Consider the following 13,238-nt stretch of genomic DNA (forward strand, 5'->3'; position numbering starts at 1 on the left):
TTTTACGAAGCCGGAACAGCGAACGATCATGGAAGCGGAACGTCTCAACGCGATCGAAAGCTCCCTGCTCGACCTGCGCAATCGCGCGGGCGAGCTTCGGGGGTATCTTTGACTACGACGCCAAAGCTGCGCGTCTGACCGAAGTCAACAAGGCACTCGAAGACCCGAACGTCTGGAACGATTCGAAGAACGCCCAGGCGCTCGGCCGCGAGAAGAAACTGCTCGAAGGCGTCGTCATGACGCTCACCGCGCTCGATAGCGACCTGCGCGACGCGCTCGACCTGTTCGAGCTGGCACGCGAGGAAGGCGACGAGGACACGCTTCTCGCGTCGGAAGAAGACGCCGCGAAGCTCGAGGCGCGCGTCGGCGACATCGAGTTCCGCCGGATGTTCTCGAACCCGGCCGATCCGAACAACTGCTTCATCGACATCCAGGCCGGCGCCGGCGGCACCGAGGCGTGCGACTGGGCGTCGATGCTGCTGCGCCAGTACCTGCGCTACTGCGAACGCAAGGGCTTCAAGGCCGAAGTGCTCGAAGAGTCCGACGGCGACGTCGCCGGCATCAAGAACGCGACGGTCAAGGTCACGGGCGAATACGCGTACGGCTTCCTGCGCACCGAAACGGGCATCCACCGCCTCGTGCGCAAGTCGCCGTTCGACTCGTCTGGCGGCCGCCACACGTCGTTCTCGTCGGTGTTCGTCTATCCGGAAATCGACGACTCGATCGAAGTCGAGATCAACCCGGCCGACCTGCGCATCGACACGTACCGCGCATCGGGCGCGGGCGGCCAGCACATCAACAAGACCGACTCCGCGGTGCGGATCACGCACATGCCGACCGGCATCGTCGTGCAGTGCCAGAACGACCGCTCGCAGCACCGCAACCGCGCGGAAGCGATGGCGATGCTGAAGTCGCGCCTGTACGAAGTCGAAATGCGCAAGCGCCAGGCCGAGCAGGACAAGCTCGAATCGAGCAAGACCGATGTGGGCTGGGGCCACCAGATCCGCTCGTACGTGCTCGACCAGAGCCGCGTGAAGGACCTGCGTACGAACGTCGAAATGAGCAACACGCGTGCGGTGCTCGACGGCGACCTCGACGACTTCATCAGCGCGAGCCTCAAACAGGGCGTGTAAGCGCCGCGGCGCGGCCTGCCCCGCGCCGCCCTTTCCGTTTGCGTTGCCGCACCCCACTCCGAATTCCGACCATCATGACCGAACCGACCCAAACGCAGCCCGCCGTCACGGCGGACGAAAACCAGATCATCGCCGAGCGCCGCGAGAAGCTGCGCGCGTTGCGCGAGCAAGGCGTCGCCTATCCGAACGACTTCCGGCCCGAGCATCACGCAGCCGACCTGCAGGCGAAATTCGCCGATTCGGACAAGGCCGCGCTCGAAGCGAACCCGGTCGAGGTGTCGGTGGCCGGCCGCATGATGCTCAAGCGCGTGATGGGCAAGGCGAGCTTCGCGACGGTGCAGGACGGCTCGGGCCAGATCCAGTTCTTCGTGACGCCGAACGACGTCGGCGCCGACATCTACGACGCGTTCAAGAAGTGGGACCTCGGCGACATCGTCGCCGCGCGCGGCGTGCTGTTCCGCACCAACAAGGGCGAGCTGTCGGTCCAGTGCAAGGAGCTGCGCCTGCTGTCGAAGGCGCTGCGTCCGCTGCCGGACAAGTTCCACGGCCTGTCCGACCAGGAAATGCGCTACCGCCAGCGCTACGTCGACCTGATCGTCACGCCGGAAACGCGCGACACGTTCCGCGCCCGCACGAAGACGATCGCGTCGATCCGCAAGTTCATGGACAACGCCGACTTCATGGAAGTCGAGACGCCAATGCTGCACCCGATCCCGGGCGGCGCGGCCGCGAAGCCGTTCGTCACGCATCACAATGCGCTCGACATGCAGATGTTCCTGCGCATCGCGCCGGAGCTGTACCTGAAGCGCCTGATCGTCGGCGGCTTCGAGCGCGTGTTCGAGATCAACCGCAATTTCCGGAATGAAGGCGTGTCGCCGCGGCACAACCCGGAATTCACGATGATGGAGTTCTACGCCGCGTACACCGACTACCGCTGGCTGATGGACTTCACCGAGCAACTGATCCGCCAGGCGGCGATCGACGCGCTCGGCACCGCGACGATCCAGTATCAGGGCCGCGAACTCGACCTCGCGAAGCCGTTCCATCGCCTGACGATCACGCAGGCGATCCAGAAGTACGCACCGGACTACACCGACGGCCAGTTGTCGGACGACGCGTTCCTGCGCACCGAGCTGAAGCGCTTCGGCGTCGACGTGTCGCAGCCGGCGTTCCTGAACGCGGGCATCGGCGCGCTGCAGCTCGCGCTGTTCGAGGAAACGGCCGAAGCGCAGCTGTGGGAACCGACGTTCATCATCGACTACCCGGTCGAGGTGTCGCCGCTCGCACGCGCATCGGATACGGTGCCGGGCATCACCGAGCGTTTCGAGCTGTTCATGACCGGCCGCGAGATCGCGAACGGCTTCTCGGAGCTGAACGATCCGGAAGACCAGGCCGCGCGCTTCAAGAAGCAGGTCGAGCAGAAGGATGCAGGCGACGAGGAAGCGATGTTCTTCGACGCCGACTACATCCGCGCGCTCGAATACGGGATGCCGCCGACCGGCGGCTGCGGGATCGGCATCGACCGTCTCGTGATGCTGCTGACCGACAGCCCGACGATCCGCGACGTGCTGCTGTTCCCGCATCTGCGCCGCGAGGACTGACAGCCGCAACCGCGTGTGCGCCGCGCCCCGTGGCGCGCACGCGTCGCCTTTGTAACGACGCGTAAATCCCGCCAGCCGGCGTCCGCCGGCCTTCGATCCTCCCCCGTTTTATTCCCTCGTCGCGACGCCCTTCTGCGGGTTTTCCCGGAAACCGCCGCCGACGCCCCGCTGCAATTCGTTACACCTTGATACGGCGTGCCCCGGGGCCGTGGACGACACTCCTGTTGCGTCACCACGCATGACCACGGGACCAGAACGAGGCGCAGGAACGCCGAGTCTGATCGCTCCCGAGCGTGGGATCCAGCTCCGGCGCCACGCGCCGATCCGGATCGACATTGGAGAAAAAAATGGACAACCAGAATCAGACCACGCCGCAAAAGCAACGCCTCCACCCGCTGATCGCCACCGCGGCGGGCGCCGTCATCGTCGCCAGCCTCGCGGCGACGGCAGCGATCACGGGCGTCTTCCCGAAAGCCACCAGCAGCAGCGAACAGAACGGCCAGACCCAGGCCGCGCTGATCGCGTCGCAGCCGGCGGTCGATACGGCCGCGGCCGCCAGCGCCGCGCTGGCCGCGCAAGCGCAGCGACAGGCCGCGGAACAGGCCGCCGCGCAGCAGAAAGCCGCCGTCGCGCAGGCCGAGCCGAAGCCCGCGCCGCGCCCGGCTGCGCCGCACCGCCGTCACACGACCGCCCCGCAGCCGCCGCAATATGCGCAGCAGCCGTCGGCGCCTGCGCAAGCCTACTGCCAGAGTTGCGGCACGGTCGTCTCGATCACGCAAACGCGCACGCCGGGCCAGAGCTCGGGCATCGGCGCCGTGGGCGGCGCGGCGGCCGGCGGCCTGCTCGGTAACCAGTTCGGCCACGGCAACGGTCGCACCGCGATGACGATCATCGGCGCGCTGGGCGGCGGTCTCGCCGGCAACCAGGTCGAGAAACAGGTCCGCGCGGAAACCGACTATCAGGTGCAAGTGCAGATGGAAAGCGGCGCGATGCGCACGTTCACGTATCGCAACCCGCCGCCGTTCGGCCAGGGCCAGCGCGTACGGATCGAGAACGGCACGCTGGTCGGCGCGTAAGCTCCCGATCGCGTCATCGCCGGCGTCGCTGCCCACGCGTCGCGCGCGGGCACTTCGCCCAAAACGAAAACGGCTCGCGAGCAGGCGCTCACGAGCCGTTTTTTCATTGGCGCGGCGTACACCATTGCAGCGTACGCCGTGGCCGGCCGGGTCGGTCAGTCCTCGTCGTCGAAGTCGGATTCGTCGATCCAGTGCGCCTGGATCGCCTCGAGGATCTTCTCGCCCGAGTGCGCCGGATCGTCGTCGAAGCCGTCGAGCTCCAGCACCCATTGGCGCAGGTCGACGAAGTTGATCCGCTGCGGGTCGATGTCCGGGTGCTTGTCCGCCAGTGCAATGGCTATTTCACGCGAATCGGTCCATTTCATCGCCTGCCTCCGGTTTCGGTCAGTGATTTTCCTTCGCGTGGTTGATCGAGTACTTCGGAATCTCGACCACCAGGTCCGAATCTTCCTTCACGATCGCCTGGCACGACAGGCGCGACGTCGGCTCGAGGCCCCACGCCTTGTCCAGCAGATCGTCCTCGTCCTCCTCGGACGGCGCGAGATCGTTGAAGCCTTCGCGGATCACCACGTGGCACGTCGTGCATGCGCACGACTTCTCGCATGCGTGCTCGATCTCGATCCCGTTGTCGAGCAGGTTGTCGCAGATACTCTTGCCGGGCGTCGCGTCGATCACCGCGCCATCCGGGCACAGTTCGACGTGAGGCAGCACCACCAGTTGAGGCATGTCCGTTCCGTCAGTCAGGGTGCGGCGCCAGGCGCCGCGTGGTTCATTAGCGCGCGGGCCGTGGCCGGCCGATGCGCGGTTCGTGGGTTCAGATCTCGTCGAGCCGGCGGCCCGACAGCGCGCGCTTGATGCTCTTGTCCATCCGGCGCGCCGCGAATTCGTCGGTACCGTCGGCCAGCGCCTTGGTTGCCTCTTCGATCGCATTCGTATCGTCGCCCTGCGCGACCGCGCGCAGCGCGGCAGCCAGCGCGTCGACCTGCGCGCGCTCGCCGGCATCGAGCAGTTCGCCGTCGGCCGCCAGCGCGGCCTGCGTCGCCTCGAGCATCCGCTCGGCCTCGACCTGCGCTTCGCGCAGCGCACGAGCGCGCATGTCGATTTCGGCGGTCTTGAAACTGTCTTCCAGCATCTTCGCGATGTCGTCGTCGGCGAGGCCGTACGACGGCTTCACGACGACCGATGCCTCGACGCCCGACAACTGCTCGCGCGCAAACACCGACAACAGGCCGTCCGCGTCGACCTGATAGGTCACGCGAATGCGTGCGGCGCCCGCCGTCATCGGCGGAATGCCGCGCAGCTCGAAGCGCGCGAGCGACCGGCAGTCGGCGACGAGCTCGCGCTCGCCCTGCACGACGTGGATCGCCATCGCGGTCTGGCCGTCCTTGAAGGTCGTGAATTCCTGCGCACGCGCGATCGGAATCGTCGAGTTGCGCGGAATGATCTTCTCGACGAGGCCGCCCATCGTCTCGACACCGAGCGACAGCGGAATCACGTCGAGCAGCAGCCAGTCGTCGCCGGTGCCGCGATTGCCCGCGAGCAGATCGGCCTGGATCGCCGCGCCGAGCGCGACGACCTGATCCGGATCGAGATTCACGAGCGGCGGCTGGCCAAAGTATTTGGCGACCGCGTCGCGGATCACCGGCATGCGCGTCGCGCCGCCGACGAGCACGACGCCCTTAATGTCGGCCGGCGTGACCTGTGCATCGCGCAGCGCCTTGCGGGTCGGCGTGAGCGTACGCTGCACGAGCGGCTCGACGAGCGACGCGAACGTGTCGTGCGAAATCGTCTGCACGAGGCGTGCGCCGCTCGACAGCGTCACGTCGAGCGCCGCCTCGGGCGCGGACGACAGCGCTTCCTTCAGCACGCGCACGCGATCGAGCAGCAAGCGCACGTCCTCGGGCGCGAGCGTCTTCGCGTCGATACCGGCCTGCGCGAGCACGTGATCGAACAGCGCGTGGTCGAAATCGTCACCGCCGAGCGCGGAATCGCCGCCCGCGGCCAGCACTTCGAACACGCCCTTCGTCAGCTTCAGGATCGACAGGTCGAACGTGCCGCCGCCGAGGTCGTACACCGCGTACAGGCCTTCGGCCGCGTTGTCGAGACCGTAGGCGATCGCCGCGGCGGTCGGTTCGTTCAGCAGGCGCAGCACGTTGAGGCCGGCGAGGCGCGCGGCGTCCTTGGTCGCCTGGCGCTGCGCGTCGTCGAAGTAGGCGGGCACCGTGATCACCGCGCCGACCAGCTCGTCGCCGAGCGTGTCTTCCGCGCGATAGCGCAGCGTCGCGAGAATCTCGGCCGACACTTCGACCGGGCTCTTCACGCCGTCGATCGTGCGGATCTGCACCATGCCCGGCGCGTCGACGAATTCGTACGGCGCGTTCGCCGCGCCTTCGACCTCGGCCTTGCCGCGGCCCATGAAGCGCTTGACCGACACGATCGTATTGCGCGGATCGGTCGCGGCCTGCTCCTTCGCTTCGTGGCCGATGCGGCGGCCGCCCTTCTCGAGGTAACGGACCACCGACGGCAGCAGCAAGCGGCCGGCTTCGTCCGGCAGGACTTCGGGCACGCTGTTGCGCACGGCGGCGACGAGCGAGTTCGTCGTGCCGAGATCGATCCCGACGGCGAGTCGCCGCTGGTGCGGCGCCGGCGCCATGCCCGGTTCGGAAATTTGCAGTAAAGCCATCTTGGTTCGTTCGGGCGCTCGGCCCGTTTGCTGCGCGTGCCGCAAGGCACGCGGTTAAGTTTCGAGGCGCTCGATCTGCGCGCCCACTTCCGACGCGACCCGTTCGATGAACATCAGCTGACGCACGGCTTCCGCGGCGGCCTGGTCGGCACCGCTGTCGAGCAGCGTGCCGAGGCGCTCGACGCGCACGCGCTTCTCGTCGCGCAACTCGGCGAGCAACGCATCGAGCGCGTCGACATTGCGGGCGGCCGCGGCATCCTCGATGCCCTCGCGCCACTCCATCTGCTGCATCAGGAACGCCGGCTCCATCGCCGTGTTGTTTTCCGCGCCGATGTCGACGCCGCGCAGCGACAGCAGATAGGACGCGCGCTTCAGCGGATCGCGCAGCGTGCGGTACGCCTCGTTCGCGCGCGTGGCCCATTGCATCGCGATGCGCTTTTGCGCATCGCCGGCCGCCGCGAAGCGGTCCGGGTGCACCTGCGTCTGCACCGTCCGGTAGGCGGCGTCGAGCGCCGTCTCGTCGAGCGCGAATTGCGCCGGCAGGTGAAACAGGTCGAAATGGCTGTCTTTCAGCGAAACCATCGTCGCGTTCAATTCCGGTTCGTCGCGCGGCAAACGCCGCACATTAAAAAGGCGGCCCGTGCCGCCTCTTGCCCGCATCGCGCGGAGGGAGCCGCGTCACACGCGGAACGATTCCCCGCACCCGCACTCGTCCTTCACGTTCGGGTTGTTGAACTTGAACCCTTCGTTCAGGCCTTCGCGGGCGAAGTCGAGCTCGGTGCCGTCGATATAGGCGAGGCTCTTCGGATCGACGACGACCTTCACGCCATGGCTCTCGAACACCTGATCCTCGGGAGCCAGCTCGTCGACATACTCGAGCTTGTACGCGAGCCCCGAGCACCCGGTCGTGCGAACGCCAAGCCGCAGGCCCACACCCTTGCCGCGGCGGACGAGGTATTTCTGGACGTGTTGTGCTGCTTTTTCGGTCAGTGTAATTGCCATGATGTCCTTGCCGCGGGGCGCCTGGACGACGCACCGCGTTCCTTCACAACGCTCGATGCCGCTCAGGCTGCTGCCTGATCGCTTTCCTTGGTGTCGTGGCGCTTCTTGTAGTCGGCCACGGCTGCCTTGATCGCGTCTTCCGCGAGGATCGAGCAGTGAATCTTCACCGGCGGCAGCGCGAGTTCCTCGGCGATCTGCGTGTTCTTGATCGACAGTGCCTCGTCGAGCGTCTTGCCCTTCACCCATTCGGTGACGAGCGAGCTCGATGCGATCGCCGAACCGCAGCCGTAGGTCTTGAACTTCGCGTCTTCGATCACGCCGTCCGCGCCGACGCGGATCTGCAGCTTCATCACGTCGCCGCACGCCGGCGCGCCGACCATGCCCGTGCCGACCGTGTCGTCGTCCTTCGCGAACGAACCGACGTTGCGCGGGTTTTCGTAGTGATCCAGAACCTTGTTGCTGTAAGACATGACTCAGACTCCTTGACTCGTTACGTCTGCGTGCGTCAATCCGCCCGCGGTTGCATTCAATGCGGTATCAGTGCGCGGCCCATTCGATCGTCGACAGATCGATGCCTTCCTGGTGCATTTCCCAGAGCGGCGACAGTTCGCGCAGCTTCGCGATCTTGCTGTTCAGCAGATCGATCACGAAGTCGACTTCCTGCTCCGTCGTGAAGCGGCCGACCGTGAAGCGGATCGAGCTGTGCGCGAGCTCGTCGTTGCGGCCGAGCGCGCGCAGCACGTACGACGGCTCCAGCGACGCCGACGTGCACGCGGAGCCGGACGACACCGCGACGTCCTTGATCGCCATGATCAGCGACTCGCCTTCGACGAAGTTGAAGCTGATGTTCAGGTTGTGCGGGACACGGTGGTCCATGTCGCCGTTCACGTAGGTTTCCTCGATCTGCGACAGGCCGCGCAGCAGCTTGTCGCGCAGCATGCGGATGCGCTCGTTCTCGGTCGCCATTTCCTCGCGCGCGATGCGGAACGCCTCGCCCATGCCGACGATCTGGTGCGTCGGCAGCGTGCCCGAACGCATGCCGCGCTCGTGGCCGCCGCCGTGCATCTGCGCCTCGATGCGCACGCGCGGCTTGCGGCGCACGTACAGCGCGCCGATGCCCTTCGGGCCGTACGTCTTGTGGGCCGAGAACGACATCAGGTCGACCTTCAGCTTCGCGAGGTCGATTTCGACCTTGCCGGTCGACTGCGCGGCATCGACGTGGAACACGATGCCCTTCTCGCGGCAGATTTCGCCGATCGTCTCGATGTCCTGGATCACACCGATCTCGTTGTTCACGTGCATCACCGACACGAGGATCGTGTCCGGGCGCAACGCGGCCTTGAGCACGTCGAGATCGATCAGGCCGTCTTCCTTCACGTCGAGGTAGGTGACTTCGAAACCGTCGCGCTCGAGCTCGCGGCACGTGTCGAGCACGGCCTTGTGCTCGGTCTTCACCGTGACGATGTGCTTGCCCTTGCCCTTGTAGAAGTTCGCGGCGCCCTTGATCGCGAGGTTGTCCGACTCGGTGGCGCCGGACGTCCAGATGATCTCGCGCGGATCGGCGTTCACGAGTGCGGCCACCTGTTCGCGCGCTTCCTCGACCGCACGCTCCGCGTCCCAGCCATAAGCGTGGCTGCGCGACGCCGGGTTGCCGAACTGCTCGCGCAGGTACGGCACCATCTTGTCGACCACGCGCGGATCGACGGGCGTCGTCGCGCTGTAATCCATATAGATGGGCAGGTGGAGAGTCTCTTGGGTCATCTGTCGCTCCGGGTATTCTGTGCAGGGACTATGTGCGTTATGGGGTGTGACGGGCGCCTTCGCGCTCACGAACTCGCGATGTTGAACACCGAATTGGGGCCGAGCGGCATCGTGCGCACGGGCTCGGCCGGTGCGGCGACGGGCTCCGGCGCGCGACGGTCGCGCAGCACCGCAGGGGCGCCCTCGCGTGCGCGCTGCTGATCGACGAGATCCTGCAGCGACACCGAATCGAGGTATTCGACCATTTTCTGGTTCAGCGTCGACCACAGCTCGTGCGTCATGCAATGGCCGTCGGGCTGCTTCGAGCCGTCGCACGTGCCTTTGCCGCCGCACTGCGTGGCGTCGAGCGGTTCATCGACCGCGATGATGATGTCGGCAACGGTGACGTCCTGCGCGCGACGCGCGAGGTTGTAGCCGCCGCCCGGGCCGCGCACGGATTCGACGATTTCATGCCTGCGCAGCTTGCCGAACAGCTGTTCGAGATACGAGAGCGAAATCCGCTGGCGCTGGCTGATGCCTGCAAGCGTCACCGGGCCCTGCTCCTGGCGCAGTGCCAAGTCAATCATCGCCGTGACGGCGAAACGGCCTTTGGTGGTGAGTCTCATGGTGTCTAGGGGACTGCAATCTTGACGATTTTGGTCAAGTATAAATATTTGACGATTTTAGTCAAGTATCCATGTCTTCGACAGGGTATTCGCAGACCGCTGAATTTCCCGTGTCGATCAGCGCGCGGCGCGGCTGCGCAGCGTGTCCAGCAGGCCCGCGCACGCGCGCTCGACCTGATCGAGCACCTGTTCGAAGCCCTGCTCGCCGCCGAAATAAGGATCGGCCACCTCGGTCTCGGCGGCGCCCGGCGCGAATTCCATCAGCAGGCGCACCTTGTCGCGATGCGCCGGCGGACAGCGCCGGCGCAATTCCGCGAGGTTGGCTTCGTCCATCGCCAGCAGCAGGTCGAAACGCTCGAAATCCGCCGCGCTCACCTGCCGCGCCCGCAGCGCCGACAAGTCATAGCCGCGGGTGCGGGCCGCCGCCTGCGCGCGCGAGTCGGGCGGCTCGCCGACGTGCCAATCGCCGGTGCCGGCCGAATCGATCGCGATCCGGTCGGCCAGCCCGGCCGCGCCCACCTGGTGGCGCATCACGCCTTCCGCCGTGGGCGAACGGCAGATATTGCCGAGACAGACGAAACAGATCGCTACGCGGGTCATCGCACTATCGGAAAACCGCGGCGAACCGCGTGGGAAGAAGAACGCGCCATTATACAAAGGCGCCCGAAATCGCGCCGCCGCGCGAAGCGACGGCGACGTGCCTTACAGCGCCTTGGGCGCAGCGATCACGACGTCGCCGGATGCGGCCGGCAGCGGCTTCGCCGCGTCGTCGACCAGCCCGAACGACACCGCGCGCGCCAGTTCGGCGGACGCCTGATGAGCCGCGAGCGGGCCGCGCGACGGCGCATCGGACATCGCATGCAGATAGGCAGCCGCCGCCAGCGGAACCACGATTGCCAGCGGCCAGTACATCGATATTGTCTTTTTCATGATGCGTACCTCCTTGACCTCGTACCCCGAAACCCGATTCCGGGGACTACAGCCGAGATTCTATAGATCGCATCTATCGAGATAAATATGCGAATAGCGAACGCACTGTTGCTGCTCGCTGAACAGTGTCAGCCGAGGTGGCTTTGCGACGCCGCGTACAGTTCGCGGAACGTGCGCCCGGTCGGTGTCGGCATGTCGCGCGTGTCCATCCAGCCGCCCATCAACGGCAGGCGCCGCAGCATGCCGCCGTTGCCGCCCAGCCGCTCGAGGACGCGCACCGCCAGCTTGGTCGTCAGCGCATACAGCATCGGCCGCCGCGCGAGGAAACCCCACGCGGCGAGCGCCGCCCGCTCGCGCCACGGCCGCAGATGGCGCTCGACCTGCTTCTCGCGCAGCGTGCGCAACAGGTGCGACAACGGAATCCCGACCGGACATACGCTGTCGCATTCGCCGCACAGCGTCGCCGCCTGCGGCAGGTCGAGCGCGCGATCGAGCCCGACGTAGCTCGGCGTCAGCACCGATCCCATCGGCCCCGGATAGACCCAGCCGTACGCATGACCGCCAACCTTCTGGTACACCGGGCAATGGTTCATGCACGCGCCGCAGCGGATGCAGCGCAGCATCTCCTGGAATTCGCCGCCGATCAGGCCCGTGCGGCCGCCGTCGACGAGCACCACGTAGTTGTGCTCGGGGCCGTCCTCGTCGCCGGGCCCGCGCGGCCCGGTCAGCAGCGAGAAATAGTTCGACGTCTTCTGCCCGGTCGCGGAACGCGGCAGCAGCCGCATCGCGGTCGCGAGATCCTCGAGCGTCGGCAGCACCTTCTCGATGCCCGTCACCGCGACATGCACGCGGGGCATGACCGTGCACATGCCCTCGTTCCCTTCGTTCGTCACGATCGCCACCGAACCCGTCTCGGCGATCACGAAGTTGCCGCCCGTCACGCCCATGTCGGCCGACATGAAATGCGGGCGCAGCACCTCGCGCGCCTCGCGCGTCATGTCCGGAATCTCGGTGAGCCGCTCGCGCCGGTGCGTGCGCGCGAACAGGTCGGCGATCTCGTCCTTGTCCTTGTGCACGACGGGCGCAATGATGTGGCTCGGCGGCTCGTTGTCGTTGATCTGCAGGATGTATTCGCCGAGGTCCGTCTCGATCGACTGCACGCCCATCTCGGCGAGCACCGCGTTCAGCCGCATTTCCTCGGACACCATCGACTTGGTCTTGATGACCTTCTTCACGTCGTGCCGGCGCGCGATGTCGGCCACGAGCCGCGCGGCGTCGGCGGTCGTTTCGGCGAACAGCACCGTCGTGCCGCGCCGCGTCGCCTCGCGCTCGAATGCCTCGAGCCACACGTCGAGATTCTCCAGCGCGCGGTTGCGGCGCGCCTCGAGCGCGGCGCGCGTGGCCGGGAAGTCGATCAGGGTCATCGCGTCGGCGCGGGCGGACACGAACTTCGTCGACAGTTTCTTCAGGTTCTGCTGCAGGCGCTGGTCGGCCAGCTTCTGGCCGGCGCGCGCCTTGAAATGCATCGATTGGACTTGCATCGCGGTATCGGGGAAAGTGAGCGGAACCGGGCGTCAGACGTCGCCCGCCAGCACCTGCGCGACGTGCAGCACGCGCGTGTCGCGGTCGCCGGTGCGGCGCAACCGCCCTTCGATGTTCAACATGCAGCCGAGATCGCCGAGCACGACCGTGCCCGCGCCCGACGCGCGCACGTTCGCGCATTTCTCGTCCGCGATGGCCGCCGAGATGTCGCCGTACTTGACCGCGAACGTGCCGCCGAAGCCGCAACAGTGCTCGCAATCCTTCATCTCGGTCACCGCGACGCCGCGCTGCGCGAGCAGCGCGCGCGGCTGCGCCTTCACGCCGAGCTCGCGCAGGCCCGAGCACGAATCGTGATAGGTGACCGGCCCGGCGAACTCGCCCGGCGCGAGCGACACCTTCGCGACGTTCGCGAGGAAGTCGGTCAGTTCGTGGACTTTCTGCTGGAACCGCGTGTAGCGCCCCATCAGTTCGGGATCGTCGCGAAATAGGTCGCCGTAGTGCGCGCGGATCATCCCGCCGCACGAACCCGACGGCGCGACGATGTAATCGAACTGCTCGAACTCGCGCAGGGTCTTTTCCGCGAGGTCGCGCGCCAGCGCGCGGTCGCCCGAGTTGTAGGCCGGCTGGCCGCAGCAGGTCTGCGCGGGCGGCACGATCACCTCGTAGCCGGCGTCGCGAATCAGCTTGAGCGCCGAAAAACCGATTTCGGGGCGCATCAGGTCGACCAGGCAGGTCACGAACAAACCGACTCGCATACGTGCTCCTTCGAGAAAACGGCTCTCATTATCCGACGTTTGACCGGCAAGACCAACGCCGGCCCGCGCGCAAGCCCGCGGCGCACGAAACGAGGACTTCCTCGAACGGCGTTCGCTTTTTTCACGATACGAGATACAATCGGTCCAACA

Annotated in this window: 15 protein-coding genes; 3 read left to right on the plus strand and 12 right to left on the minus strand. The window is 66.5% G+C overall.

Going from position 1 to position 13,238, the window contains the following annotated elements; translation table 11 throughout:
* Positions 1 to 28: 28 nt before the first annotated feature.
* The 3 genes from prfB to CFB35_RS11005 all read left to right on the plus strand — a co-directional run bounded on the left by prfB (position 29) and on the right by CFB35_RS11005 (position 3,810).
* A protein-coding gene (gene prfB, locus CFB35_RS10995; protein ID WP_099316561.1) for a peptide chain release factor 2 occupies positions 29 to 1,133 on the plus strand; the annotation gives its coding sequence in 2 pieces (ribosomal slippage) (positions 29 to 109 and positions 111 to 1,133; 1,104 coding nt in all).
* A 74-nt stretch (positions 1,134 to 1,207) separates the two neighbouring features.
* A complete protein-coding gene (gene lysS, locus CFB35_RS11000; RefSeq protein ID WP_059583329.1) occupies positions 1,208 to 2,734 on the plus strand; it encodes a lysine--tRNA ligase in 1,527 nt (508 codons plus the stop codon).
* A 347-nt stretch (positions 2,735 to 3,081) separates the two neighbouring features.
* Positions 3,082 to 3,810 carry a glycine zipper 2TM domain-containing protein gene (locus CFB35_RS11005; protein WP_059583328.1) on the plus strand — a complete coding sequence of 243 codons (729 nt, stop codon included), beginning with the start codon at positions 3,082 to 3,084 and terminating at the stop codon, positions 3,808 to 3,810.
* A gap of 155 nt (positions 3,811 to 3,965) precedes the next feature.
* On the opposite strand, the gene iscX is transcribed toward CFB35_RS11005, so the two are convergent.
* From iscX to CFB35_RS11065, 12 genes are all read right to left on the minus strand, one after another.
* Positions 3,966 to 4,175: a Fe-S cluster assembly protein IscX gene (gene iscX, locus CFB35_RS11010; protein ID WP_059583326.1), complete on the minus strand. Its 210-nt coding sequence runs from the start codon at positions 4,173 to 4,175 to the stop codon at positions 3,966 to 3,968.
* A 19-nt stretch (positions 4,176 to 4,194) separates the two neighbouring features.
* Positions 4,195 to 4,536 carry an ISC system 2Fe-2S type ferredoxin gene (gene fdx / locus CFB35_RS11015; protein ID WP_059583325.1) on the minus strand — a complete coding sequence of 114 codons (342 nt, stop codon included), beginning with the start codon at positions 4,534 to 4,536 and terminating at the stop codon, positions 4,195 to 4,197.
* 88 nt (positions 4,537 to 4,624) lie between these two features.
* Positions 4,625 to 6,493, minus strand: coding sequence for a Fe-S protein assembly chaperone HscA (gene hscA / locus CFB35_RS11020; RefSeq protein ID WP_059583395.1), 1,869 nt, complete (start codon positions 6,491 to 6,493; stop codon positions 4,625 to 4,627).
* 54 nt (positions 6,494 to 6,547) lie between these two features.
* Positions 6,548 to 7,075 carry a Fe-S protein assembly co-chaperone HscB gene (gene hscB / locus CFB35_RS11025; RefSeq protein WP_006491598.1) on the minus strand — a complete coding sequence of 176 codons (528 nt, stop codon included), beginning with the start codon at positions 7,073 to 7,075 and terminating at the stop codon, positions 6,548 to 6,550.
* A 96-nt stretch (positions 7,076 to 7,171) separates the two neighbouring features.
* On the minus strand, positions 7,172 to 7,495 hold the full coding sequence (gene iscA, locus CFB35_RS11030; RefSeq protein WP_011885413.1) for an iron-sulfur cluster assembly protein IscA: 324 nt from the start codon (positions 7,493 to 7,495) through the stop codon (positions 7,172 to 7,174).
* 62 nt (positions 7,496 to 7,557) lie between these two features.
* Positions 7,558 to 7,965 (minus strand): Fe-S cluster assembly scaffold IscU, encoded by a 408-nt coding sequence (gene iscU / locus CFB35_RS11035; protein WP_006478389.1) that lies wholly within the window; start codon positions 7,963 to 7,965, stop codon positions 7,558 to 7,560.
* A gap of 67 nt (positions 7,966 to 8,032) precedes the next feature.
* Positions 8,033 to 9,256 (minus strand): IscS subfamily cysteine desulfurase, encoded by a 1,224-nt coding sequence (locus tag CFB35_RS11040; RefSeq protein WP_059583323.1) that lies wholly within the window; start codon positions 9,254 to 9,256, stop codon positions 8,033 to 8,035.
* 65 nt (positions 9,257 to 9,321) lie between these two features.
* Positions 9,322 to 9,861, minus strand: coding sequence for a Fe-S cluster assembly transcriptional regulator IscR (gene iscR / locus CFB35_RS11045; protein ID WP_006401955.1), 540 nt, complete (start codon positions 9,859 to 9,861; stop codon positions 9,322 to 9,324).
* Positions 9,862 to 9,978: 117 nt separating this feature from the next.
* The gene (locus tag CFB35_RS11050; RefSeq protein WP_059583321.1) at positions 9,979 to 10,461 is read right to left on the minus strand and encodes a low molecular weight protein-tyrosine-phosphatase; all 483 of its coding nucleotides are present in this window, start codon (positions 10,459 to 10,461) and stop codon (positions 9,979 to 9,981) included.
* A gap of 102 nt (positions 10,462 to 10,563) precedes the next feature.
* Positions 10,564 to 10,791 carry a hypothetical protein gene (locus CFB35_RS11055; protein WP_059583320.1) on the minus strand — a complete coding sequence of 76 codons (228 nt, stop codon included), beginning with the start codon at positions 10,789 to 10,791 and terminating at the stop codon, positions 10,564 to 10,566.
* Positions 10,792 to 10,919: 128 nt separating this feature from the next.
* Positions 10,920 to 12,332, minus strand: coding sequence for a lactate utilization protein B (locus tag CFB35_RS11060; protein WP_059583318.1), 1,413 nt, complete (start codon positions 12,330 to 12,332; stop codon positions 10,920 to 10,922).
* A gap of 33 nt (positions 12,333 to 12,365) precedes the next feature.
* Positions 12,366 to 13,088, minus strand: a complete 723-nt coding sequence (locus CFB35_RS11065; protein ID WP_059583317.1) for a (Fe-S)-binding protein — start codon at positions 13,086 to 13,088, stop codon at positions 12,366 to 12,368.
* Positions 13,089 to 13,238 lie beyond the last annotated feature (150 nt).

The organism is Burkholderia sp. AU16482, assembly GCF_002223285.1.
Taxonomy (GTDB): Bacteria; Pseudomonadota; Gammaproteobacteria; order Burkholderiales; family Burkholderiaceae; genus Burkholderia; species Burkholderia semiarida.